Source organism: Novosphingobium guangzhouense, from assembly GCF_002896965.1.
Lineage (GTDB): Bacteria > Pseudomonadota > Alphaproteobacteria > Sphingomonadales > Sphingomonadaceae > Novosphingobium > Novosphingobium guangzhouense.
This window is the reverse complement of record NZ_LYMM01000030.1, coordinates 63,917-83,871: the sequence shown is the minus strand read 5'-3', so window position 1 is coordinate 83,871 and position 19,955 is coordinate 63,917. Positions and strand designations below refer to the sequence as shown.

21 protein-coding genes are annotated in these 19,955 nt (G+C 64.4%); 14 read left to right on the top strand and 7 right to left on the bottom strand.

Features of this window, described 5'->3' with window-relative positions:
• The first annotated feature begins 25 nt into the window (after nucleotides 1–25).
• Complete coding sequence (locus A8V01_RS11025; RefSeq protein ID WP_103095896.1) at nucleotides 26–628, top strand: DedA family protein; 603 nt, start codon at nucleotides 26–28, stop codon at nucleotides 626–628.
• Nucleotides 629–641: 13 nt separating this feature from the next.
• On the opposite strand, the gene A8V01_RS11020 is transcribed toward A8V01_RS11025, so the two are convergent.
• Genes A8V01_RS11020 through rph form a run of 4 tightly spaced genes read right to left on the bottom strand, consistent with a single transcriptional unit; the run spans nucleotide 642 to nucleotide 4,104 of the window.
• Nucleotides 642–1,541: a tyrosine recombinase XerC gene (locus A8V01_RS11020; RefSeq protein WP_103095895.1), complete on the bottom strand. Its 900-nt coding sequence runs from the start codon at nucleotides 1,539–1,541 to the stop codon at nucleotides 642–644.
• 11 nt (nucleotides 1,542–1,552) lie between these two features.
• A complete protein-coding gene (gene hemW / locus A8V01_RS11015; protein ID WP_103095894.1) occupies nucleotides 1,553–2,719 on the bottom strand; it encodes a radical SAM family heme chaperone HemW in 1,167 nt (388 codons plus the stop codon).
• Between the two features lie 18 nt (nucleotides 2,720–2,737).
• Nucleotides 2,738–3,388 (bottom strand): RdgB/HAM1 family non-canonical purine NTP pyrophosphatase, encoded by a 651-nt coding sequence (gene rdgB / locus A8V01_RS11010; protein WP_103095893.1) that lies wholly within the window; start codon nucleotides 3,386–3,388, stop codon nucleotides 2,738–2,740.
• Nucleotides 3,388–4,104, bottom strand: coding sequence for a ribonuclease PH (gene rph, locus A8V01_RS11005; protein ID WP_103095892.1), 717 nt, complete (start codon nucleotides 4,102–4,104; stop codon nucleotides 3,388–3,390). Before rph ends, rdgB begins: the two co-directional genes overlap by 1 nt.
• Nucleotides 4,105–4,207: 103 nt before the next feature.
• On the opposite strand from rph, the gene hrcA reads away from it, so the two are divergent.
• The 3 genes from hrcA to A8V01_RS10990 all read left to right on the top strand — a co-directional run bounded on the left by hrcA (nucleotide 4,208) and on the right by A8V01_RS10990 (nucleotide 6,253).
• Complete coding sequence (hrcA, locus tag A8V01_RS11000; RefSeq protein ID WP_103095891.1) at nucleotides 4,208–5,251, top strand: heat-inducible transcriptional repressor HrcA; 1,044 nt, start codon at nucleotides 4,208–4,210, stop codon at nucleotides 5,249–5,251.
• A 17-nt stretch (nucleotides 5,252–5,268) separates the two neighbouring features.
• Nucleotides 5,269–5,835: a nucleotide exchange factor GrpE gene (gene grpE / locus A8V01_RS10995; protein ID WP_103095890.1), complete on the top strand. Its 567-nt coding sequence runs from the start codon at nucleotides 5,269–5,271 to the stop codon at nucleotides 5,833–5,835.
• 157 nt (nucleotides 5,836–5,992) lie between these two features.
• Nucleotides 5,993–6,253 (top strand): YgdI/YgdR family lipoprotein, encoded by a 261-nt coding sequence (locus A8V01_RS10990; RefSeq protein WP_103095889.1) that lies wholly within the window; start codon nucleotides 5,993–5,995, stop codon nucleotides 6,251–6,253.
• An 85-nt stretch (nucleotides 6,254–6,338) separates the two neighbouring features.
• On the opposite strand, the gene A8V01_RS10985 is transcribed toward A8V01_RS10990, so the two are convergent.
• Nucleotides 6,339–6,836: a vgr related protein gene (locus A8V01_RS10985; protein WP_170065896.1), complete on the bottom strand. Its 498-nt coding sequence runs from the start codon at nucleotides 6,834–6,836 to the stop codon at nucleotides 6,339–6,341.
• Nucleotides 6,833–7,390: a copper chaperone PCu(A)C gene (locus A8V01_RS10980; protein WP_103095927.1), complete on the bottom strand. Its 558-nt coding sequence runs from the start codon at nucleotides 7,388–7,390 to the stop codon at nucleotides 6,833–6,835. The genes A8V01_RS10985 and A8V01_RS10980 overlap by 4 nt, the downstream gene beginning before the upstream one ends.
• Nucleotides 7,391–7,580: 190 nt before the next feature.
• Between A8V01_RS10980 and dnaK the strand changes: the two genes are divergently transcribed.
• Nucleotides 7,581–9,488, top strand: a complete 1,908-nt coding sequence (gene dnaK / locus A8V01_RS10975) for a molecular chaperone DnaK (RefSeq protein WP_103095887.1) — start codon at nucleotides 7,581–7,583, stop codon at nucleotides 9,486–9,488.
• Nucleotides 9,489–9,569: 81 nt separating this feature from the next.
• On the top strand, nucleotides 9,570–10,700 hold the full coding sequence (dnaJ, locus tag A8V01_RS10970; RefSeq protein ID WP_103095886.1) for a molecular chaperone DnaJ: 1,131 nt from the start codon (nucleotides 9,570–9,572) through the stop codon (nucleotides 10,698–10,700).
• A gap of 46 nt (nucleotides 10,701–10,746) precedes the next feature.
• Here the strand turns inward: dnaJ and A8V01_RS10965 are convergent, their stop codons facing one another.
• Nucleotides 10,747–13,074: a patatin-like protein gene (locus A8V01_RS10965; RefSeq protein ID WP_103095885.1), complete on the bottom strand. Its 2,328-nt coding sequence runs from the start codon at nucleotides 13,072–13,074 to the stop codon at nucleotides 10,747–10,749.
• A gap of 69 nt (nucleotides 13,075–13,143) precedes the next feature.
• Between A8V01_RS10965 and radA the strand changes: the two genes are divergently transcribed.
• From radA to A8V01_RS10925, 8 genes are all read left to right on the top strand, one after another.
• Nucleotides 13,144–14,511 carry a DNA repair protein RadA gene (gene radA / locus A8V01_RS10960; protein ID WP_103095884.1) on the top strand — a complete coding sequence of 456 codons (1,368 nt, stop codon included), beginning with the start codon at nucleotides 13,144–13,146 and terminating at the stop codon, nucleotides 14,509–14,511.
• 12 nt (nucleotides 14,512–14,523) lie between these two features.
• Nucleotides 14,524–15,051, top strand: a complete 528-nt coding sequence (locus A8V01_RS10955; RefSeq protein WP_103095883.1) for a CvpA family protein — start codon at nucleotides 14,524–14,526, stop codon at nucleotides 15,049–15,051.
• Between the two features lie 5 nt (nucleotides 15,052–15,056).
• On the top strand, nucleotides 15,057–15,476 hold the full coding sequence (locus A8V01_RS10950) for an iron-sulfur cluster assembly scaffold protein (protein WP_103095882.1): 420 nt from the start codon (nucleotides 15,057–15,059) through the stop codon (nucleotides 15,474–15,476).
• Between the two features lie 58 nt (nucleotides 15,477–15,534).
• A complete protein-coding gene (alr, locus tag A8V01_RS10945; RefSeq protein WP_425437311.1) occupies nucleotides 15,535–16,578 on the top strand; it encodes an alanine racemase in 1,044 nt (347 codons plus the stop codon).
• Nucleotides 16,579–16,684: 106 nt separating this feature from the next.
• The gene (gene phaR, locus A8V01_RS10940; protein ID WP_103095880.1) at nucleotides 16,685–17,251 is read left to right on the top strand and encodes a polyhydroxyalkanoate synthesis repressor PhaR; all 567 of its coding nucleotides are present in this window, start codon (nucleotides 16,685–16,687) and stop codon (nucleotides 17,249–17,251) included.
• A 21-nt stretch (nucleotides 17,252–17,272) separates the two neighbouring features.
• Complete coding sequence (locus tag A8V01_RS10935; RefSeq protein WP_103095879.1) at nucleotides 17,273–17,710, top strand: NUDIX hydrolase; 438 nt, start codon at nucleotides 17,273–17,275, stop codon at nucleotides 17,708–17,710.
• Between the two features lie 53 nt (nucleotides 17,711–17,763).
• Nucleotides 17,764–19,311, top strand: a complete 1,548-nt coding sequence (proS, locus tag A8V01_RS10930) for a proline--tRNA ligase (protein WP_103095878.1) — start codon at nucleotides 17,764–17,766, stop codon at nucleotides 19,309–19,311.
• Between the two features lie 19 nt (nucleotides 19,312–19,330).
• Entirely contained in the window at nucleotides 19,331–19,915 is a 585-nt protein-coding gene (locus A8V01_RS10925) for a DUF805 domain-containing protein (RefSeq protein ID WP_103095877.1), read from the top strand.
• Nucleotides 19,916–19,955 lie beyond the last annotated feature (40 nt).

The following is a 19,955-nucleotide window of genomic DNA, read 5'->3' as shown; positions in this document are numbered from 1 at the left end:
CATCGCACGCCGAGGGCCTGCGCTCATGGGTGAATGGATTTACGAGGTCATCCGCCAGGGCGGCTATCTGGGCATCATGTTCCTGATGGCGCTGGAGAACATTATCCCGCCGGTCCCTTCCGAAGTCATCATGGGCCTTGGCGGGGTCGCGGTGGCGCGCGGAGACATGGCGTTCTGGCCGCTGCTGTTCTGGGGCACGCTGGGATCGGCTATCGGCAACTATGGGCTGTTCCTCGTCGCCGATCGGCTGGGCTACGAACGGTTGCGCCCTTTCATCGACCGCTGGGGCCGCTGGCTGACGCTGGAGTGGCATGATGTGGAGGCGGCGGGCCGGTTTTTGCGACGCCACGGTCACTGGGTCGTCTTCCTGTTCCGGTTCATGCCGATGTTCCGCACGGTCATCTCGATACCGGCGGGGCTGGCGCACATGGCGCACTGGAAGTTCCTGCTGTTCACCTTCGTCGGTGCGGCGATCTGGAACGTTGCACTGATCCTTGGCGGACAGTGGCTCGGCCATACACTGGCTCAGGCAGAGGAATGGCTTGGGTGGGTTACCGTGGCGATCGGTGCGCTGACGGTGGTGCTCTATCTTTGGCGCGTGATCAACTGGAAGCCAAAGGAGCAGTAGGGACTGACGTTTCTCAGCCCCGTTCGCGGGGATGGGCGTTGCGGTAGACATCCAGCAGGGTTGCCGCATCGACGCGGGTGTAGATCTGGGTAGAGCCGAGCGAGGCATGGCCCAGAAGCTCCTGCAAGGATCGCAAGTCGGCGCCCGCGCCCAGAAGATGCGTGGCGAAGCTGTGACGCAGGGCGTGCGGCGTGGCGCTTGCCGGAAGGCCAAGATAGACGCGTGCGCGCGCAACGGCTCTTTGCACCATGCCCTGCGCCAGCGGCCCGCCTTTTGCCCCCCGGAACAGCGCCTGATCGCGCGCCATGGGCCAGGGGCATTTGGCGACATAGTCCGCCACCGCATCGCGTACGATCGGCAGCACCGGCACTACGCGTTGTTTGCCGCCCTTGCCAGTGACCACCAGCGTCTCCCCCAGCGGTAGCGCCGATGCGGTCAGGGACAGCGCCTCCGCGATCCGCAGCCCTGCGCCGTAAAGCAGCAGCAGCACCGCGCGATCCCGCGATCCGATCCATGGCTCTGCGGCATCTTCCTCCACCCCTGCAGCAAGATTTACCGCCTCGTCCGGCGTGACCGGGCGCGGCAGTCCTTTTTTCAAGCGCGGCCCCTTGAGCCGGGGCGCGGAGGCTTGCGGGATACCCGCCTTACCCCGCGCGAAGATCAGGAATGCCTTGAGGGCCGAAAGCTCACGCGCGGCAGATACATTGCCTATCCCGTCCTGCCGCCGCGCCGCCAGGTGTGCCCGAAGCGCCGGCGCGTCGAGCGCGGCCAGCGCCTGCCAGTCGGTTTCGCCAAGGCCGTCAAGCAACCGGTTTGCCGTCGCCACATAAGCGCGCACGGTATGCGGGCTGCGCCGCCGTCCATGCGCAAGGTGATCGCCCCAGGCTTCGAGCAGGTCGGCCTTGTGCGCCATGGCCCGCCCCGTCAGGCCTCGACCAGCTGTTCGGGGACAAGTTCGCTAAGCAGCGCGTCAAGCAGAACCATGCCTTCGCCGGTCACGCCCACGCGCGGCCCGTCGCGCCAGACAAGGCCCTGTCCTTCGTAGAAGCGGGCCTTGGCGGGATCGCACAACTGGTCCTGCGCCATGCCGAAGCGGGCGGCCATTGCGGCAAGGTCCACGCCTTCGCGCAGGCGCAGGCCCATCAGCATCGCCTCGCTCGCCTGTTCCGCAATGCCCAGCGGGCGTTCTTCTGCAATGCCGTGGGCGGCGCGGGCGATGCCGGCCAGCCAGTTTTCGGGCTTGCGATGGCGTACCGTGGCGACGCCGCCGCGCCGACCATGCGCTCCGGGACCGATGCCGCTATAATCGTGGTAGCGCCAATACGTCAGGTTATGACGGCTTTCCTCGCCGGGGCGGGCGTGGTTGCTGATCTCGTAGGCGGGAAGCCCTGCTGCGGCGGTCACCTCGCGGGTCAGGGCGAACATGTCGGCGCAGGCGTCTTCGTCAAGCGGCGTGAAATCGCCCTTGCGCACCATCGTTTCGAAGCGGGTGCCCGGTTCGATGGTCAGTTGGTAGAGCGAAAGGTGCCCGGTGCCATAGGCCAGCGCGCGCTCCAGTTCGGCGTGCCATGCATCCACGCTCTGGCCGGGGCGGGCGTAGATCAGGTCGAAGCTGACGCGCGCGAAGTTGCGCTGGGCCACTTCCAGCGCCTTCAGCCCTTCCGATGCGTCATGCAACCGGCCAAGGAAACGCAAGGTCGCGTCGTCCAGCGCCTGCAGGCCAAGCGAGACGCGGTTGATTCCCACATCGGCAAGCGCCGCGTAATTGGCGGCCTCCACCGAAGAGGGATTGCCTTCCAGCGTGATCTCGATGCCCGGCGCGAAGCCCCACAGCGCCTCAGCCTCTTCCAGCAGGCGCGCGACAAGCGCAGGCGGCATCAGCGAAGGCGTGCCGCCTCCGAAGAAGATCGATTCCAGCGGCCTGCCAATGTCGTTGCCGCCGACTGTTGCCCCATGCTCGTGCCGCATGTCGGCCAGCAGCGCTTCCTGCCAGTGCGCGTGGTCCACCCGATCGCGCACATGGCTGTTGAAGTCGCAATACGGGCACTTGGCGAGGCAGAACGGCCAGTGAATGTAGAGAGCGCGGGCCATCGGCCTATCGTATCACGGTCAGGGCGTATCGGGGAACTGGTCAGCGACAAGCTTTGCGAACGCGTCGGCCCGGTGGCTCATGCTCTTCTTTTCTTCGAGGCCCAGTTCGGCGAACGTCTGATTGCGGCCCTGCGGCACGAAGACCGGATCATAGCCGAAGCCCATCGTGCCGCGCGGCGGCCAGGAGAACGTACCATCGACGCGGCCTTCATAGACCGCCTCGTCGCCTTCGGGCCAGGCGATGGCGAGGGTGCAGGAGAACCGGCATGAACGGTCGACGTCCGGGCCCTTTTCGCACAGCAGTCCTTCGACCTTGCCCATGGCGAGGTACCAGTCCCGGCCCTTGTAGTCCTTGCCCGGCTCGGCCTCGAACCACTGCCGCTCCGTCCAGTCGGCGGTGTAGACGCCCGGCCGTCCGCCAAGCGCCGTCACCGACAGGCCGCTGTCGTCCGCCAGCGCCGGCAGGCCCGCCGCCTTGGCGGCGGCGTGGGCCTTCAGCAACGCATTCTCGACGAACGTGGTGCCGGTCTCCTCCGGCTCGGGCAGGCCGAGTTCGCCCGCCGAGACGCAGTCCACACCGAACGGGGCGAGCAGTGCGGAAATCTCGCGCAGCTTGCCCGCGTTGTGCGTGGCGATGACCAGTTTCGATCCGTCGAGCTTGCGGGTCATCAGCGGCCTACCGCCTTGGCCTGCGCGGCGAAGATGCGCTCGCAGCCGATGCGGGCAAGGCGCAGCAGGCGCAGCAGGCCCTCTTCGTCATAAGTCGCGCCTTCGGCGGTGGCCTGTGCCTCGGCGATCAGGCCGCCTTCAATCAGCACGAAGTTGGCGTCGGCATCAGCCGCGCTGTCCTCGATATAGTCGAGGTCGAGCACCGGGGTGCCTTGATGGATGCCGCAGGAGATCGCGGCGACGCGCGCGGTGATCGGGTCTTCCTTGATCTTGCCCTCGGCCATCAGCTTGTCGACGGCAAGGCGCAGCGCCACCCATGCGCCCGAGATCGAGGCGGTGCGGGTGCCGCCGTCGGCCTGAAGCACGTCGCAGTCGAGCACGATCTGGCGCTCGCCCAGCTTCTTCATGTCGACCACGGCACGAAGCGAGCGGCCGATAAGGCGCTGGATTTCCTGCGTGCGGCCCGACTGCTTGCCCTTGGCCGCTTCACGGCTGCCACGGGTATGAGTGGCGCGCGGCAGCATCGAGTATTCGGCCGTCACCCAGCCTTCGCCCTTGCCGCGCAGGAACGGCGGCACCTTCTCCTCGACCGAGGCAGTGACCAGCACGCGCGTATCCCCGAACGAGATCAGGACAGAGCCTTCCGCGTGCTTGGTGAAACCGGTCTGGATATCGATGGCACGCATTTCATCAGGAGCACGGCCGGAAGGGCGCATTTTCAGGAATCCTTGTCTTATGGCGATTGTGTCGTGGAATACCGCTTCGCCCTAGTCGCATTGGGGTTGAGGGTTCAAGGGCATTGCCTAAATTGAACGCAAGATGCCCACGCCCCCGATCACCGAACTGACCACCCGTGCGCGCGAGATCTTCCGGCTCGTCGTCGAAGGCTATCTGGCGACCGGAACGCCCGTGGGGTCCAAGGCGCTTGCAGGAGCGGGGGGCGTGAACCTGTCGTCCGCCTCGATCCGCTCGGTGCTGGCCGACCTGGAAGGGCTTGGCCTGCTGGCCGCGCCGCATACCAGCGCGGGGCGGTTGCCGACCGAGGCGGGGCTGCGCCTGTTCGTGGACGGGATCATGCAGGTTGCCGAGCCCACGCCCGAGGAGCGGCAGGCGATCGAACGGCGCATTGCCGCACCCGGCCCGATCGAGGCAGCGCTGGAGGCAACGAGCGCCCTGCTTTCCAACCTTTCATCGGGTGCAGGCGTCGTCATGGTCCCCCGGCGAGAGCCCCGGCTGATGCACCTGCAGTTGGTTCCGCTGGGGCCGGGAAAGGCGCTGGCGGTGCTGGTGGGCGAGGATGGTGGGGTGGAAAACCGCATCCTTGAACTGCCCATGAGCCTGCCGCCCGGCGCTCTGGAAGAAGTTTCCAACTACATCTCCGCGCATCTTGGCGGGCGCACGCTGGCACAAGCCGCCGGAGCGATGCGCGCCGAGATCGCATCGGGCAAGTCGGCGCTCGACGCCGCCAGCCGCGACCTTGTCGAGCGCGGCCTTGCCGTCTGGAGCGAGGATGCCGCCCAGCGGCCTGTGCTGATCGTGCGCGGGCAGGCCAACCTGCTGGATGAAGCCGCGCTGACCGACCTTGAACGCGTGCGATCGCTGCTGGACGACCTTGAAAACAAGCAGTCCGTCGCTGACCTGCTGGACACCGCGCGCGAGGCGCGGGCGACGCGCATCTTCATCGGATCTGAAAACCGCCTGTTCGCGCTTTCCGGTTCATCGGTCATCGCTTCGCCCTATCGCGACCGTGAAGGCAAGGTGGTGGGCGTGGTGGGGGTAATCGGGCCGACCCGGTTGAATTATGCGCGCGTCGTCCCCATGGTGGACTTCACTGCCCAGAGCCTGGGCAAGCTTATCGGATAGCTGGAACCAAAGAACAAATGACCGACGACAAGACGCAGTCGCCTGCAGTTGATCCTGCCGTGGCGGAGGAGCTTCAGGGCGTGCCGGAGGACTTCGTGGATACCAGGGGCGAAAACGAGGAAATCGCAAGCCTGCGTGAAAAGCTGGCAAGCGCGGAGCAGGACGTGCTCTATGCGCGTGCGGAAACGCAGAACGTGCGTCGCCGTCTGGAAAAGGACATCGCGGATACCCGTGCCTATGCCGCAACCAGCTTCGCGCGCGATATCCTTTCGGTGTCCGACAACCTTGCCCGCGCGCTGACGGCGATCCCCGCCGAACTGCGCGAGGATGAAAAGCTCAAGGGTCTGGTCGCCGGGATCGAGGCCACGGGGCGCGAGATCGACAAGGTCTTCGCCAGCCACGGCATCAGCCGCATCGCCGCGATGGGGCTGCCGCTTGATCCCAATCAGCATCAGGCAATGATCGAAGTCCCTTCGGCCGATGCCGAACCGGGTACGGTCGTGCAGGAACTGCAGGCCGGTTACATGATCAAGGACCGCCTGCTGCGTCCGGCCATGGTTGCGGTGGCGAAGAAGCCGGACTGATCTGGCCGCCTGCACTTCAAACTATAGCGACGGCCCGCTTCCGGTTTTCGGGAGCGGGCCGTTTTCGCGATTGGTCCCGTTTCGTTTTGTTGCATGGGAACCGGGTGTGCTTGGTTCCGTTCACTTGTGCATAGGCTACAGATTTCGGAGAATATCGATGCGCAAGCTCATCCTTCCCATTCTTGCCGCTGGTGCGCTGAGCGTCGGTGGCTGTGCAAGCAACTACGCGGGCGAGGGCGCTCTGGCAGGCGGCGCGCTTGGCGCGGGCGTTGGTGCGATCGCTGGCGGTGATGTCGGCACGGGCGCTGCGGTTGGCGCGGCGGCTGGTGCGCTTGCCGGTTCGCAGGCCAAGAAGAACGATCGCGGCTGCTATCGCTATGACCGTCGTGGCGATCGCTACTGGGATCGCGACTGCTGATCAGATCCGATCAGAGACAAGACGAAGGCGCGGACACGGCGGTGTCCGCGCCTTTTTCGTATGATCGTTCGCCCGATGCGCCTCTTCAGGCCAGCCATAGTCCAGCTGGCGGCCCGAACGGCAGTATTCCGTGATAAGCGTCGATCTCCGGCGCTCCGGCGAAGCGAGCGCCCATGCGCAGCAAGAAGACGTGGCGCACGATTTCCGCCTGTTGCTCTATCCCGTAGCGGTCTAGCGTCCAGCCGGGCTTCAGTGCGTAGTCATAGCGGCAAAACGGGTGGCGCATCAGCGGCAGATACCAGCGCCCCTTGCGCTGCGTTTGCCACACGTGCGTCATCTCATGGATGAACAGCCCCTGCAGTCCCGGCGGGGCTGCCGAGAAGTCATCCCGGTAAAGATCGCTGCGGGGATGGAAATGCAGGTGCCCGCAAGGCGCCATGACGGTGTTGACGGGCTGGAAGGGGAACCACCGCCGTCGCCGCACCAGCACCGGTCCGCAGTCGATGGCATCCCCGAAGACGAAACGGACGAGGTTCGCCTCGCCCGCCGTCAGGGCGCGCGCTGCACCCGGCTCCAGCGTCAGTGGTGCATCCCCGGCATATTATCGTGGTCCATGCCCTGGCCAGCATCTTCGCCGCCCATCTTCTCGACATGAAGCGGCATCGAAAGCTTGTCTCCGTCCGAGAAGGTCAGCGTCAGTTCCGCCGCTCCGCCCGGTTTGAGGTCGGGCGACACGTCGAAGGCCATCACGTGCAGCCCGCCCGGCGCGAACACCATGGATGCGCCGGGGTCGATCGGCAGCGAATCGACCTTCGCCATCGAGCCGCCGTTGGTCTGGTGCATCTCTGCCCGTCCGACGCCCGATACGTGCACCCCCGCGAGCGTGACGGGCTCTGCGCCATCGTTGCGCACGGTGAAGTAGACCGCGCCGGGCCGTCCGGCGATGATCGGCAGGATCAGCTTGCCGTCGCTGGCGGCCATGCCGGGCTTGGCATCCGGGCCGGAAAGCGTCGCCTCGTTCGATTCGGAGGGGCTGTCCGGCGTCTTGCCGCATCCTGCAAGCGCGCAGGCAAGCGCTATGGAGCAGAGTATCGACAAGCGTGCGCGGGGCATCGGGTTGCGTTTGTTCACAGGCATTTCCTCGTTCGTCGGCCCCGTTTCGAAATCGTTGCGGGTAATGCCATTCGCACAGGCTTGTTCCAAGCGAAACGTCACCTATATCCGGGCTCGACGACATGGAACGTCACAGAGCCGGACAAGCCGCCTTGCCTTGATGGAAGGGAGGCGATCCGCCCGGTGTCACCCACTGACGTGAGGAATGGGGATAATGGGTAAAGTAATTGGTATCGACCTTGGCACCACCAACAGCTGTGTCGCCGTCATGGACGGCGGCAAGCCCAAGGTCATCGAAAATTCCGAAGGCGCGCGCACCACGCCCTCGATCGTCGCTTTCACCAAGGATGGTGAACGTCTGATCGGGCAGCCCGCCAAGCGCCAGGCCGTGACGAACGGCGACAACACGATCTTCGCGGTGAAGCGCCTCATCGGCCGCCGCTTCGACGACCCGGTGACCAAGAAGGACACCGAGCTGGTTCCGTACCACATCGTCAAGGGCAAGAACGGCGACGCTTGGGTCCAGGCCGGTGGCGAAGACTATTCGCCGTCGCAGATTTCGGCCTTCACCCTTCAGAAGATGAAGGAAACCGCCGAATCGTATCTGGGCGAAACGGTCACGCAGGCGGTCATCACCGTTCCTGCGTACTTCAACGACGCCCAGCGCCAGGCGACAAAGGACGCCGGCCAGATCGCCGGCCTCGAAGTGCTGCGCATCATCAACGAGCCGACTGCGGCCGCGCTGGCCTATGGCCTCGACAAGCAGGACGGCAAGACCATCGCGGTCTACGACCTTGGCGGCGGCACCTTCGACGTCTCGATCCTTGAGATCGGCGACGGCGTGTTCGAAGTGAAGTCCACCAACGGTGACACGTTCCTGGGCGGTGAAGACTTCGACACCAAGGTCGTCGAATGGCTGGCCGACAAGTTCAAGGCCAAGGAAGGCATGGACCTGCGGACCGACAAGCTGGCCCTGCAGCGCCTGAAGGAAGCGGCCGAAAAGGCGAAGATCGAACTGTCGTCCACCGCGACGACCGAGGTCAACCTGCCCTTCATCACCGCACGCATGGAAGGCGGCGCCACCACCCCGCTGCACCTCGTTGAAACGATCACCCGTTCGGACCTCGAAAAGATGGTTGCGGACCTGATCCAGCGCACGCTCGAACCTTGCCGCAAGGCGCTGGCCGATGCCGGTATCTCTGCCAAGGAAATCGACGACGTCGTGCTCGTCGGCGGCATGACCCGCATGCCCAAGGTGCGTGAAGTCGTGAAGGACTTCTTCGGCAAGGAGCCCCACACCGGCGTGAACCCGGACGAAGTCGTCGCCATGGGCGCGGCTATCCAGGCCGGCGTGCTTCAGGGCGATGTCAAGGACGTGCTGCTGCTCGACGTGACCCCGCTGTCGCTGGGCATCGAGACGCTGGGCGGCATCATGACCAAGATGATCGACCGCAACACGACGATCCCGACCAAGAAGAGCCAGGTCTACTCGACCGCCGAGGACAACCAGCAGGCCGTGACGATCCGCGTGTTCCAGGGCGAGCGCGAGATGGCGCAGGACAACAAGCTGCTTGGCCAGTTCGACCTCGTCGGCATCCCGGCGGCCCGTCGCGGCGTGCCGCAGATCGAAGTGACCTTCGACATCGACGCCAACGGCCTCGTCAACGTGTCCGCCAAGGACAAGGGCACCGGCAAGGAACAGCAGATCCGCATCCAGGCCTCGGGCGGTCTTTCGGACTCCGACATCGACCAGATGGTGAAGGACGCCGAAAAGTTCGCCGAAGAGGACAAGAAGCGTCGCGAATCGGCCGAAGCTCGCAATCAGGCCGACAGCCTCGTTCACGCGACGGAGCAGCAGCTGACCGAGCATGCCGACAAGATCGAGCCTGCGCTCAAGGACGAAGTCGAAGCCGCTATCGCCGCGACCAAGACCGCTCTGGAAGGCAACGATGCGACCGAAATCAACGCCAAGGCTCAGGAACTGACCCAGGTGGCGATGAAGGTCGGTCAGGCGATCTACGAGAAGGAGCAGGCTTCTGCCGCTTCGCCGGAAGCCGCTCCGAAGGCTGACGACGATGTGGTTGACGCCGAATTCTCGGAAGTCGACGAAAACAAGGGCTGACAAGTCCTGATGAAAACCCTGACCGCCACCGGTGCAAACCGCGCCGGTGGCGGTTAAGGTATTCCGACGGGGAAATATCACGTGTCAGCGACTGAAATCGACTATTACGAACTGCTCGAAGTAGAGCGCACCGCCGACGACAAGGTTCTCAAGTCGGCTTACCGCAAGCTTGCCATGCGCTACCACCCGGACAAAAATCCGGGCTGTTCCGATTCCGAAGCCCGCTTCAAGCAGATCAACGAGGCTTACGATTGCCTCAAAGACCCGCAGAAGCGCGCAGCCTACGATCGCTACGGTCACGCTGCGTTCCAGCAGGGAATGGGCGGCGGCGGTCCCGGTGGTGGCGGAGACTTCGGCGACATCGGCGATATCTTCGAATCCATCTTCGGCAGTGCCTTTGGCGGCGGTGGTCGCCAGCAGCAGCGCCGCGGCGCCGACTTGCGTTACGACATGGAAGTCTCTCTCGACGAGGCATTCCGCGGCAAGCAGACCGAAATCACCATCGAAGTCTCACAGGCATGCGAGCCTTGCGAAGGTTCGGGCGCGCAGCCGGGCACCGGCAAGCGTGGATGCTCGATGTGTGGCGGCCATGGCAAGGTCCGCGCGCAGCAGGGCTTCTTCGTGGTCGAGCGTACTTGCCCGACCTGCCATGGTCGTGGCGAAGTGATCGAAAAGCCGTGCCGTTCGTGCGGAGGCGAAGGTCGGGTGGACAAGCCCCAGACGCTGCAGGTGGACATTCCGCCGGGCGTCGATTCGGGAACCCGCATCCGCCTTTCAGGCAAGGGTGAGGCAGGGCCTTTCGGTTCGCCTCCCGGCGATCTCTACATCTTCCTGCACGTCAAGCGCCATCGCGTTTTCGAACGTGACGGGACGACGCTGGTGACCAAGGTGCCGATCACCTTCACCACGGCGGCACTGGGAGGCTCGATCGAGATTCCCGGCATCGACGGCGAGACGCTGCAGCTGGACATCCCGGCAGGCATCCAGTCCGGCAAGCAGCTGCGCAAGCGCGGCGAAGGCATGCCGGTGCTCCAGGGGCGTGGCCGCGGCGATCTGGTGATCGAGATCGCGGTGGAAACGCCGACGAAGCTTTCGGCGCGCCAGAAGGAAATCCTGCGCGAGTTGCAGGCTACCGAAACTGGCGACGAATGCCCACAGTCAAAAGGCTTCTTCGACCGCATCAAGGATGCCTGGAGCGACCTTACCGAGTAAAAGCATGCCGGGCGGGTGAGGGCGGCAGTCACCTCATCCGTCCGTGCTACTTGCCGGCCAGCACTTCGCGCCTGATTCGTTGCACCAGCCCCGGATCAGCCCGCAGTCGCTGCTTCTCCTCATCCAGAATCGCCAGGAACGCCCGTCGCTTGAACCCCATGAGTTCCGGCGCCGACATCGCGCGCTCGGCTGACAGGGTCGAGGCCATGAGGTCGATCATGCGCTCCGCCCCGTGCAGGCGGCCCCACAGGTAGTCGTTCTCGCGATAACTCCGGCTGAAAAATGCACCGAAGTTGAAGAACTCCCTGCCGCGCAGGGTTTCCTCGCTTAATCCATCCCGGATCGCGTGGCAGTCCTCGGGTGAAATGCGATCGACCAGAACCGGATCGAATTCGGTCAGACCCTCCCCTCGCAGCAAGGGCAGGGTGACCGTGTCGTAGAACGGAAATCCAAGATAGGCGAGCAGTACCCGCCGTCTGAGCGCTTGCGGCATGGCGGCCAGCGCTTCGGCCAGTATTTTATCGACGGCGGTGTCGGTTTCCAGCAGGCGGCGGGCGCTGGCCATATGCTCGATCACCGGCTGCGGGTCCTCGAAGAACGAGCGCGCCAGTGCCGGAAAATCCTCGCCCAGCGCGGCCGGCGGTTCACGATCGATATAGAGCGCCAGCGCACGGTAGATCGCCGTGCGTGCCGTATCGCGATCCTGCTCCGTCACGCCGGGCTCTGCCTCCCATTCCTGCGTTACCCGGCGTGCCAGCAGGCGAAGCCGACGCACCCGGAAAGGCAGGTCGTGGTTGCGAAAGAATTCGACCATGGCCGGGGAATCAGCGTCCTTCAGCGCCTGCGCCCGGTCGAGCCCGTTGGCTGCAAGGTGCGCGATCAGACGGTCGCGCACGGGTTCGGCGGAGTGCAGTTCAAGTTCGGGCGCGGCCTCGAAGATCATCCGTGCCAGCATCGCGGCGATGCCGCTGAACTTGACCTGCACGTAGCCGTGATAGGCAAAGCCCGCCTGTTCGAAGGCCGCGTGCTGCGCCTTTGCCCTCCATGCCGCAAGACGTTTGGGGGTGGGCCGATCAAGGAAGAAGGTGCCACCGAACAGCCTGTCGACCGTCTCCTCGATCTCGGGGCGCAGCGCCACGATAATTTCGCGAAGGGCAGCCATTTCGCGCGATCGTTGTTCCAGCGCCTCCAGGTTGTCGCGGATCGGCTGTTCGCGCGGGATGGCGGAGAGCGAGCCAAATATCACCGGGAAGAACCCGGGCAGGCGGGATTCACGCCGCATTTCAGCGCCAAGATGGTCAGGCGTCGGATCTATATATACGAACCGCCGGTCAACCTCGCGCGTGGCGGGACGATCACGCAGGACCGCCATCGCATCGGCAAAGGGGGCGTTGACCAGTACCGAACCGTCGATCAGCGACACGCAATCAAGGTCTCCGCGCCGGGCGTGTTCGGGCATGATGCGCGCAAGGAAAGCATCGCGCGTTGGCCAGTCCTCGCCCTCCTCGGCAACGAGGCGGTCGATCTCGCTGATCTGCAATGGAGGGAATGCCCCCGGAAAGCTTGCCGACGCGCGCGCCGCCATGACAAGTTCAGGAATTGCTGCAATTCCACATGCTTGATGCCCAACCTTCGCGTGAAAACTGAAAGTCAGGCGATGCTCGCTCTCCAGCACCATATGCGGGGAATGCAGCCGCAGCGTCTCCAGGTGTCCCTTGAAGTCGGTAGCCGTGACGAACAGGTCGAGGGGATGCCCTGCCGGCAGCAACGGTCGGCCGGCAGGAACCTTGCCCATTGCCGTCAATGCGCGGTGCAGCAGGCGGGAAAAGCCGATCCCCCCGAACGGCGGCTCGAACCAGCGGGACCGCACGAGCCGCGACAGCTTTTCACGAACTTCGGCGCGCGTCTCGGGCGCCACGCTTTCGCTGACCGCATTGCCGGGGCGGTGTAGCAGGTACGTTACGAGCGGACTGGCCCAGAATTTCGCGGCCTTTGACCAGGGCTTGGCCTCCGGATCAAGCAGGACGTCGACGTCGGCGGTATCGAGCCACAAGTCCGTCAGCGGCTCCAGCGACTGGCCGGAATGGATGGCCTGCGCAAGAAAGATGGAGTTTATCCCGCCCGCGCTGGCCCCCGCGACGATGTCGGTCAGCACCCGAAGGCGCACATTGCCGACGCTTTCCAGCCGTTTCAGCAAGTCGAGATAGACCGCTGCGCTGCCTTGCGGCGGCACGTCATCGTCAGCCGCGTCTGCCCAGAGGGCGCGGCTCGCCTGAAGGGCCTTCCACAACTCCTTGGTGACGCCGTGCATGTAGACGGCAAGGCTGACGCCCCCATAACAGACCAGAGCGATCCGCAGTTCTTTTTGCTGCATGACGTTATCTTACGCAGGGTTACAGGATTGGCAATTGCGTTCTCATTCCGTTCTGTTTACGCGAGCGATATGGCCAAACCCAAACGTCGATATGTCTGTCAGTCCTGCGGAGGCGTCGCCACGCGCTGGCAGGGGCAGTGCGCCGATTGCGGCGAATGGAACACGCTTGTCGAAGATGCGCCGCAGACGGTGTTTTCCGCCAAGCATGACTTGTCTTCGGGCGGGCGGCCGATCCAGTTCACACCGCTGGACCAGCCCGGCGAAGTGCCAAAGCGGCAGACCAGCGGCATTTCGGAATTCGATCGCGCGCTGGGCGGCGGGCTTGTGCCCGGCTCCGCGATCCTGATGGGCGGGGATCCCGGCATCGGCAAATCCACGCTTCTGCTGCAGGTTTCAGCGAACATCGCCAGCGCAGGCGGCCTTTCGGTCTATGTCAGTGGCGAGGAAGCGGCAGGACAGGTCCGTCTGCGGGCAGAGCGCCTGGGGCTTTCCAAGGCGCCGATCCAGCTGGCGGCGGCGACTTCGGTGCGCGATATCCTCACCACGCTGGGAATGATGGACACGCCTTCGCTGCTGGTGATCGATTCGATCCAGACGATGCATTCGGACCAGATCGAAGGCGCGCCCGGCACCGTCAGTCAGGTTCGCGGCTGTGCCTTCGAACTGATCCGCTACGCGAAGGAAAATGGCGTCACGCTCGTCCTTGTCGGGCACGTCACCAAGGATGGCACGATCGCGGGCCCCCGCGTGCTGGAACACATGGTCGACGTGGTGATGAGCTTCGAGGGAGAGCGCAGCCACCAGTACCGCATCCTTCGATCGATCAAGAACCGTTTCGGCCCGGTGGACGAGATCGGCGTGTTCTCGATGGAGGGATCGGGCCTTGCGGAAGTCGGCAACCCGTCGATGCTGTTCCTTTCGGGGCGCGACGAGCCGATGGCGGGCAGCGCGGTGTTCCCGGCGATGGAAGGTACGCGGCCGGTTCTGGTCGAAATACAGGCGCTGATCGTGCGGTTGCAAAGCGGCGCCACGCCCCGCCGCGCGGTCGTGGGCTGGGATTCGGGCCGCATGGCGATGCTGCTGGCGGTGCTGGAGGCGCGCTGTGGGCTCAGCTTCTCGAATTGCGAAGTCTACCTCAACGTGGCGGGCGGATACCGGCTGGGGGATCCGGCCGCCGATCTTGCGGTGGCTGCCGCGCTTGTCTCTGCGCTGGGCGACAAGCCGCTGTCCACCGATGCAGTGTGGTTCGGCGAAGTCTCGCTTGCCGGAGAGATCCGGCCGGTAGCTCATGCCTCGATCCGGCAGCGCGAATCGGCCAAGCTTGGTTTTGCCAAGGCGTTTGGTCCGTCCAATGGGCCGGCGCCGGAAAAAGGCTTGTCGTTTTCAGGGCTTACGCTGCTTCCCAACCTCGTTGACCGCATCCTGTCCGATGCCTAATCCCGTGAATCTATGACTGGCTTCGACATTGCCGTGCTGCTCTTCGTGGGACTCGGCGCCATTACCGGGTTTATTCGCGGGTTCGTGCAGGAAATCCTGGCACTTGCGGCATGGATCTTCGCGATCTTCGCCATCCGTCTGCTCCACACGCCGGTGACCGCTGCGCTGGAAGGATACATCAGTTCGGATTCGGCCGCCGCCGTGCTGGCATTCGCGCTGCTGCTGGGCGTGCCTTTCCTGACGGTGAAGCTGGTCGCAAGGTGGGCGGGCTCAAAAAGCCGGGCATCCGTGCTTGGCCCGATCGACCGTGTGCTGGGCTTCGGGTTCGGAGCCGTGAAGGGTGTGATCATCATCGTGCTGGGCTTTTCGGTGCTGGTGCTGGGCTACGACACGATCTGGGGTATCGGCGGCCGTCCCGAATGGATCACGCAGTCGCGGACCTATCCCTTCATCAATGCCAGCAGCGAAGCACTCGTCCAGCTGATCGCCGAGCGCAGGTCAGAGGCCCTTGCCGCCGAAGCGGCAAGCGAGAGGGAATAGGGGCCGTGTCGGCCACCGTGCTTTACACGCCGGACGTGCTTGCGCTGACGATTGAACTGGCGCGTTACCCGCTGACCGAGGACTTGCCGCTTCGTGCGGAAGCGCGCTCACGCAGTTGCGGCAGCACGATGGCGCTGGGGCTGGCGGTTGATGATGGCGGCGCCATCACCCGGATCGGGCTGCGCAGCCATGCCTGCGCCATCGGGCAGGCATCGGCGGCGATTTTCGCAGGCAATGCCCTGGGCGCTTCAAAGGATGGCCTTGCAGCGGCTCATGCATCGGTGAAGGCCTGGCTGGCGGGAGAGGGGGGGCTGCCACAGTGGCCGGGCTTCGACAAGATTTCGCCCGCCCGGGATTATCCCGCGCGGCACGGCGCGGTACTGCTGCCGTGGGAAGCGGCGATGCAGGCGCTTTCCCACTCTTGAAACATGGCCTTCGAGTTGCTCCATACTGGCGGGTAAGGCTATGGGCCGCGTCGTGACTTTGCCTACTGATTTGCCTCCACCGGCGCTTCGCCTCGATATCGACCATGACGCGCTACAATCGAACTGGCGCGCGCTGAACCGTATGTCGGGTGCCGCACGTGCAGGAGCGGCGGTCAAGGCCGATGCCTATGGCCTGGGTGTGCGCAAGGTGGTGCCCACGTTGCAGGCGGCCGGGTGCGACGACTTCTTCGTGGCGCATTGGGCAGAGGTTCGTGCTGTGCTCGAAGTGGCGCGTCCGGAATCGCTTTCCGTTCTGCACGGGCCGTTGAGCGGCGCGGATGCCGCCTATGCGCGGGCGGCCGGGGTGAAGCCGGTGATCAACTCGCTGGAACAGGCCCGGCGGTGGATCGATGCCGGGGGAGGGCGCTGCGATCTCATGGTCGATACCGGCATGAACCGCCTGGGCGTGGCGCTGGAGGAACTGGGCGATCCGGTGCTGGCGGTACTGGAGGTCGATGTCCTGCTGTCGCACCTCGTCGCTGCAGAGGAGGATACTCCGCTCAACGCCCTGCAGCGGGATCGCTGGGAGCATGCCCGCACCTTGGTGCCGCATCGGCGGGGCAGCCTTGCCAACAGCGCCGGGATCGCGCTGGGCGACGCATATCATGGTGACCTGACCCGGCCGGGCATCGCGCTGTACGGCGGCGTCCCGCGCCCGGAGATGGCAGGACGGCTGCGGCAGGTCGTGCGCCCTCAGGCGGCGATCCTGCAGGTTCGCCACGTTACTGCAGGCGAGACAGTCGGCTATAATGCAACCTTCACCGCACCCGCAGCCATGCGGGTGGCAACCATCGCGCTGGGCTATGCGGACGGTTACCTGCGTTGCTGGTCCGGCAAGGGAAGGTTCCATGCCGACGGTGTCGAACTTCCGGTGCTGGGCCGCGTGAGCATGGACCTGACCGTTGTGGATATCACGAATGCGCCGCAACTGGGGGAAGGCGACTGGATCACTGTGGACTATGCGCTTGAGCAGGCGGCGGCAACCACCGGGCTATCTCAATACGAACTGCTGACCCTGCTCGGCAGGCGGTTTGATCGCTGAAAATCGGGGAAATTCCGCCGGTCCCCTCTTTTGCTGCGCAGCAATTTGTGTTGCAATGCGATATCCCGGAATGGTAACTTAACCATACGGCAAATGGGGACTGGAAATGGCTGAAACGGCGTCTGGCGAAGACAACACCGTAATCATCAAGAAGTACGCGAACCGGCGGCTCTACAACACGCGTTCGTCCAGCTACATCACGCTGGAACACCTTGCAAAGATGACCCGCGAAGGCGTGGACTACAAGGTTCTGGATGCGAAGAGCGGCGCGGATATCACGCATACGATCCTGACTCAGATCATCATGGAAGAAGAATCGAACGGCGAACAGATGCTGCCGGTCAATTTCCTGCGTGAACTGATCAGCATGTACGGCAATCAGATGCAGTCGCTGATCCCGCACTATCTGGAAGCCTCGATGGAGAACTTCCGGGCTAATCAGGCAAAGCTTGCCAAGGCTTTCGAGGACAGCCTGGGCAACAATCCGCTTGCCAAGCTGGCCGAACAGAACATGGCGATGTTCCGCGCCGCGTCTTCCGCGTTCATGCCAGGCGCGGAAAAGCAGCCGGAAGCAAAGGCTCCGCCCGCTGCCGGCGAAAGCAACGGCGATCTTTCGGCCCTGCGCGACCAGATGGCCGAAATCCAGAAGCGCCTCGACGCGCTGGGCAAGTAAGGGGCAGCGCGGCGCAGGGCGATGGTTGCTCGTACTCCGCGTCCTGCCGCGCGCATCATCCTGCTCGACCCGGCGGACCGGGTACTGCTGTTCCGCTTCGACCCGCCTGACCGTGCGCCGTTCTGGTGCACGCCGGGCGGGGCACTCGATCCGGGCGAAACCTACGAAGATGCAGCCCGGCGTGAACTGCTTGAGGAGACAGGCTTCGTGGCGGAACCGGGGCCGCAAGTGGCGCGCCGGGTGGTCGATTTCCTGACCATCGAAGGCGTTCCGGTCACCGCAGACGAACGGTATTTCCGGGTGCGCATGCCCAGCGGCGCCGATCCCGAAGCGATCGATACCGGCGGGCATACCGAGCTTGAACGTTCCGTCATGCGCAGCTGGCGCTGGTTCACGCGCGAAGATCTGGCCGTGATGGACGAACCCTACTTTCCCGAAGACCTTGGCGAGATGCTCTGAAAGAGCCGCCATTTGTTTTGAACCTTGGCGCGGTTCCCGCTAACAGGCGCGCCATGAATCAGAAGACCGCCATTCGCCACGCCCTCTCCGTCAAGCGCGAGGACGATTTCGCCCAGTGGTTCCAGGAAGTCGTTTCCGAGGCCGAAATGGCCGAGGAATCGGGCGTGCGCGGCTGCATGGTGATCAAGCCGTGGGGCTACGGCGTGTGGGAACGCATCCAGCGCCTGATGGATGACCGCATCAAGGCCGCGGGCGTGCAGAACTGCTACTTCCCGCTGTTCATCCCGCTGTCCTACTTCGCCAAGGAAGCCGAACACGTTGAAGGCTTTGCCAAGGAAATGGCGGTCGTCACGCATCACCGCCTTGTTGGCGATGGCAAGGGCGGTCTTGTGCCCGATCCCGAAGCGAAGCTGGAAGAGCCGCTGATCGTGCGCCCCACTTCCGAAACCGTCATCGGTGCGGCCATGGCGCGCTGGGTGCAGTCGTGGCGCGACCTGCCGCTGATGGTCAACCAGTGGGCCAACGTCGTGCGCTGGGAAATGCGCACCCGCATGTTCCTGCGCACCAGCGAGTTTCTCTGGCAGGAGGGCCACACCGCCCACGCCGACCGCGACGATGCGATGGCCGAAACGCTGCGCGCGCTGGAAATGTACCGCGCCTTTGCCGAGACGGAACTGGCGATGCCGGTGATCGCCGGCGAAAAGCCCGAGAACGAGCGCTTCCCCGGCGCCGTGGCGACGTATTCGATCGAAGCCATGATGCAGGACGGCAAGGCACTGCAGGCGGGCACTTCGCACTACCTTGGCACCGGTTTCGCTCATGCGGCGGGGATCACGTTCCAGGATCGCGAGGGTACGCAGCAGTATGCCCACACGACCAGTTGGGGCACCTCCACCCGCATGATCGGCGGCCTGATCATGACGCACGGCGATGACGATGGCCTGCGCGTGCCGCCCGCCGTGGCACCGCACCAGATCGTGATCCTGCCGATGCTGCGCGAAACGCCCGAGGACGATGCGCTGCTGGCCTATTGCGAGGAACTGCGCAAGGCGCTGGCCGGCCAGTCCGCGCTGGGCGAAAGTGTACGTGTCCTGCTCGACAAGCGCCCCGGCAAGGCCACCCAGAAGCGCTGGGCATGGGTCAAGAAGGGCGTGCCGCTGATCCTTGAAATCGGTGGTCGCGATGCAGCCGGCGGCCAGGTGTCGGTGCTGCGCCGTGACAAGCTGTGGACCGAAACCGGCAAGGCCAACTTTGTCGGTCAGGCCAGGGACGAATTCATCGCCGGCGCCGTGGCCGAGATCGAGGATATCCAGACCTCGCTCCACGCAGAGGCCAAGGCCCGCCGCGACGCCAACATCGTCAAGGCTGCGACGTTCGATGAAGTCGCCGCGTTCTTTGCCGAAGACAAGCGCTACCCCGGCTGGGTCGAAGTGGAATGGGCACGCCCGACGGGCGATGAACTGGAAGCGGTGGTGCAGAAGCTCAAGGGCCTCAAGCTTACCATGCGCAACACTCCGCTCGACGGCGAGCCGGCGACCGGCACCTGTATTTTCACGGGACGCGCAGCCGTCGAACGGATATACGTGGCGCGATCCTATTGATTTGTAACGGGGGCACCGGATGATCGCAGCGATAAAGTGCAACCTCGCGAACCTGACCAACTTCAAGGGGCGCGAGGGTCGTTCGGCCTTCTGGTTCTACTTCCTGTTCCTGGCGATCATCCAGATTGCCATTTCGGTCGTCATGTCGATCGCGCTGACCGGCCCGATGATGGCCGATGTGTTCTCCGCCGCGCAGCAGGGGCTGGGCGAAGCGGAGATCCAGAAGCGCATGTTCGAACGGCTGACCGGCATGATGCGCACTTCGGTCTGGCTTTCGGTGGTAACCACGGTGGTGCTTACCGGAATGCTGGTGGCCTCGTTCACGCGGCGCCTGCATGATTCGAACAAGCCGGGCTGGATCGCGGGCCTGACGGTGGTGATCCAGTTCGCCGCGCTGGGCGTGGCTGTTTCCACCATCGACAAGATGGCGCAGGTGATGCTGATCGCGCAGAGCGGCGATATGGCAAAGCTGCAGGAAGCGCAGGCGGGCATGATGATGAACGGCGCGCTGGGCTATGTCCCGCTGCTGCTGATCGTGGTGTTCGGTGTATGGCCTTCCAGTGACGGCGCCAACCGTTATGGCGAAGAGCCCGACCACATCTGAAAATCCCGCTTTCGCCCACCGCTGCGCCTTGCATGATTGC

Bases quoted from the DNA above. Each gene is read 5' to 3' on its own strand.
- A8V01_RS11025 (WP_103095896.1), top strand. From the start codon at position 26: ATGGGTGAATGGATTTACGAGGTCATCCGCCAGGGCGGCTATCTGGGC.
- A8V01_RS11020 (WP_103095895.1), bottom strand. From the start codon at position 1,541: ATGGCGCACAAGGCCGACCTGCTCGAAGCCTGGGGCGATCACCTTGCG.
- hemW (WP_103095894.1), bottom strand. From the start codon at position 2,719: ATGGCCCGCGCTCTCTACATTCACTGGCCGTTCTGCCTCGCCAAGTGC.
- rdgB (WP_103095893.1), bottom strand. From the start codon at position 3,388: ATGACCCGCAAGCTCGACGGATCGAAACTGGTCATCGCCACGCACAAC.
- rph (WP_103095892.1), bottom strand. From the start codon at position 4,104: ATGCGCCCTTCCGGCCGTGCTCCTGATGAAATGCGTGCCATCGATATC.
- hrcA (WP_103095891.1), top strand. From the start codon at position 4,208: ATGCCCACGCCCCCGATCACCGAACTGACCACCCGTGCGCGCGAGATC.
- grpE (WP_103095890.1), top strand. From the start codon at position 5,269: ATGACCGACGACAAGACGCAGTCGCCTGCAGTTGATCCTGCCGTGGCG.
- A8V01_RS10990 (WP_103095889.1), top strand. From the start codon at position 5,993: ATGCGCAAGCTCATCCTTCCCATTCTTGCCGCTGGTGCGCTGAGCGTC.
- A8V01_RS10980 (WP_103095927.1), bottom strand. From the start codon at position 7,390: ATGCCTGTGAACAAACGCAACCCGATGCCCCGCGCACGCTTGTCGATA.
- dnaK (WP_103095887.1), top strand. From the start codon at position 7,581: ATGGGTAAAGTAATTGGTATCGACCTTGGCACCACCAACAGCTGTGTC.
- A8V01_RS10965 (WP_103095885.1), bottom strand. From the start codon at position 13,074: ATGCAGCAAAAAGAACTGCGGATCGCTCTGGTCTGTTATGGGGGCGTC.
- radA (WP_103095884.1), top strand. From the start codon at position 13,144: ATGGCCAAACCCAAACGTCGATATGTCTGTCAGTCCTGCGGAGGCGTC.
- A8V01_RS10955 (WP_103095883.1), top strand. From the start codon at position 14,524: ATGACTGGCTTCGACATTGCCGTGCTGCTCTTCGTGGGACTCGGCGCC.
- phaR (WP_103095880.1), top strand. From the start codon at position 16,685: ATGGCTGAAACGGCGTCTGGCGAAGACAACACCGTAATCATCAAGAAG.
- A8V01_RS10935 (WP_103095879.1), top strand. From the start codon at position 17,273: ATGGTTGCTCGTACTCCGCGTCCTGCCGCGCGCATCATCCTGCTCGAC.
- proS (WP_103095878.1), top strand. From the start codon at position 17,764: ATGAATCAGAAGACCGCCATTCGCCACGCCCTCTCCGTCAAGCGCGAG.
- A8V01_RS10925 (WP_103095877.1), top strand. From the start codon at position 19,331: ATGATCGCAGCGATAAAGTGCAACCTCGCGAACCTGACCAACTTCAAG.